Source organism: Emticicia agri (genome assembly GCF_004168285.1).
GTDB classification, from domain to species: domain Bacteria; phylum Bacteroidota; class Bacteroidia; order Cytophagales; family Spirosomataceae; genus Emticicia; species Emticicia agri.
The window spans coordinates 1-1,330 of sequence record NZ_SEWF01000159.1 but is presented as its reverse complement, the minus strand read 5'-3'; the positions used below and the strand labels follow the sequence as shown (position 1 = coordinate 1,330).

At 36.5% G+C, this 1,330-nt stretch carries 2 protein-coding genes; both read left to right on the top strand.

Annotation, left to right across the window (positions count from 1 at the left end):
• Positions 1–66 precede the first annotated feature (66 nt).
• Positions 67–423: an ISAon1 family transposase N-terminal region protein gene (locus EWM59_RS27465; RefSeq protein WP_130019108.1), complete on the top strand. Its 357-nt coding sequence runs from the start codon at positions 67–69 to the stop codon at positions 421–423.
• A gap of 104 nt (positions 424–527) precedes the next feature.
• Positions 528–1,330 (top strand): ISAon1 family transposase (locus EWM59_RS27460; RefSeq protein ID WP_130024369.1); only part of this gene is annotated, 803 nt, incomplete at its 3' end.

Below are 1,330 nucleotides of genomic sequence, written 5' to 3'. Positions count from 1 at the left end.
GGATCAGTCCCAAAAGTTGTGGGGAGGTAAAATAATTTCGACCTTTGCATTTTACTAAAAGAACAGATGCAAGGAAATTACGAAGAATTATTAAAGTTATTGCTACCAGCTATCATTATTGAAAATTTTGAACTTACTTCTAATAAGACTACAGAGGAGGTGATGCATTTATATCTACAGGAATTTAATCATATACCCAAAGAATTTGAATCTCAGAAGTTGGAATCCAAAGGTTTCTTTGATGAGATTACAGTTCAGGATTTTCCAATCAGAGGGCATAAAGTTTTTCTACACATTAAGCGCCGTAGGTGGTTTAGTCATACGCTTGGCAAAGTAGTATATCGGAACTGGGAATTAGTAGCGGACGGCACTCGAATGACACAAGAGTTTGCCGCTTTTTTAAAAGCTATCAATCGATTCTAATGCAGATGCTACTCAAAGTATTGCTACTTATTATGGAGTAAATGGCAAAAGATTACAAGAGCAGTATAAGAACAATCTAAGTGATTTTAAGACAAAGGACGAACATGGTAATAGTGTTTTCAGGTCTGTATAAGAACAATCTAAGTGATTTTAAGACTTGGCCTCAGCGAAGTCATGCTAAGAAATGGCTTCTTTTTCCACAGAACATAGGCAAATATTTATCCATCGATGAGACCAGTTTGTCTGATGGAGAACTTTATACTATTCTAACAAATAAAGCATCTAAAGGTAAAAAAGGCAGTATTGTTGCCATTATAGCGGGTACTAAGGCAGAAACGCTGATTGATGTATTACAGAAAATTCATGTCAATCTTCGCAAGAAAGTCAGAGAGATTACCTTAGATATGGCTGCTAATATGGAATTAATTGCCAAAAGAACTTTCCCAAATGCTACCAGAGTTACAGACCGTTTTCATGTACAAAAACTAGCCACAGAGGCTTTACAGGAAATCAGAATCAAACACAGATGGGAAGCACTGGATGCTGAAAATGATGCTATTGAATTGGCTAAGAAAACCGATACAGAATATGTCCCCATAGTACTCTCCAATGGAGATACTATCAAACAGCTACTAGCCAGAAGCAGATATGTCCTTTACAAAAAAGAGAAAGACTGGACTGAAAACCAAAAGCAAAGAGCTACTTTATTATTCGACCTGTACCCTGACATTAAGCAAGCCTATGACTTAACCATGAGTCTTTCTCATATCTTTGAGAATACCAATGATAAGCTATATGGCCTAACAAGACTGGCTAAATGGCACGAGAAAGTAAGACAGGCTGGTTTTAAATCGTTCAATACAGTAGCCAGGTCAATTCAGAACCATTATAAAACGATTGTAAACTT